This is a genomic window from Mesonia sp. K4-1 (assembly GCF_008017825.1).
Classification (GTDB): Bacteria; Bacteroidota; Bacteroidia; order Flavobacteriales; family Flavobacteriaceae; genus Mesonia.
The window spans coordinates 1-682 of the sequence record NZ_VRLS01000015.1 but is presented as its reverse complement, the minus strand read 5'-3'; the positions used below and the strand labels follow the sequence as shown (position 1 = coordinate 682).

Genomic DNA, 682 nt, shown 5'->3' with positions numbered 1-682 from the left:
ATCAGTAAATCAATGTTTAATTTTTTAAATCTTAATGTTATGAGTAATCTAAGAAATCAAGTACAGTTAATTGGAAACGTGGGGAATGCCCCAGAAACCACCACCTTTGAAAGTGGTAAAAAAGTATGCCGTTTGTCATTGGCAACCAATGAATATTACAAGCGTGAGGGGGAGAAGGTGCAGGATACTCAATGGCACAACCTAGTGGCTTGGGGGAAACAAGCGGAACTTATCGAAAACTTTGTGGGTAAGGGAAATGAAATTGCAGTGCAGGGAAAATTGACCACCCGCTCTTATGAGACCGAGGAGGGAAGCAAAAAATATGTGACCGAGGTTTTGGTAAACGAAATCCTGTTCTTGGGGAATAACGAAAATTCCCATGAGTAATTTTTTAAATAAAGAGGGTGTTCTTTCTCAAAAGCTTACCCTCTTTTTGATATCAACCCCTTTAATAAACTAATGATGAAAACAAAAGTAAATGAAATAAGGATCAGTTACAGTGGTGGTTTAAAATCAAGTTCACTACCTAAAATAAACTGTTCCCAAAAAGCAGCAATCATAGCCCACAAACAATGGGATAAACAGAATATAGAACTATGTGAAACCTTTCAAATCATGCTTCTTAATAATGCCAATCGGGTAAAAGGTATGTTTGAAGTTTCTCGGGGAGGGATCACGGGTA

The 682-nt window shown here is 37.7% G+C and carries 1 protein-coding gene and 1 pseudogene; both read left to right on the top strand.

Going from position 1 to position 682, the window contains the following annotated elements:
• Positions 1 to 39: 39 nt before the first annotated feature.
• A complete protein-coding gene (locus tag FT986_RS03880) occupies positions 40 to 387 on the top strand; it encodes a single-stranded DNA-binding protein (RefSeq protein ID WP_147863939.1) in 348 nt (115 codons plus the stop codon).
• A gap of 72 nt (positions 388 to 459) precedes the next feature.
• A pseudogene (locus FT986_RS03875) lies at positions 460 to 682 on the top strand (DNA repair protein); the annotation flags it as partial.

What these genes read in the sequence shown, in the direction of transcription:
- FT986_RS03880 (WP_147863939.1), top strand. Translation starts at nt 40, where the DNA reads ATGAGTAATCTAAGAAATCAAGTACAGTTAATTGGAAACGTGGGGAAT.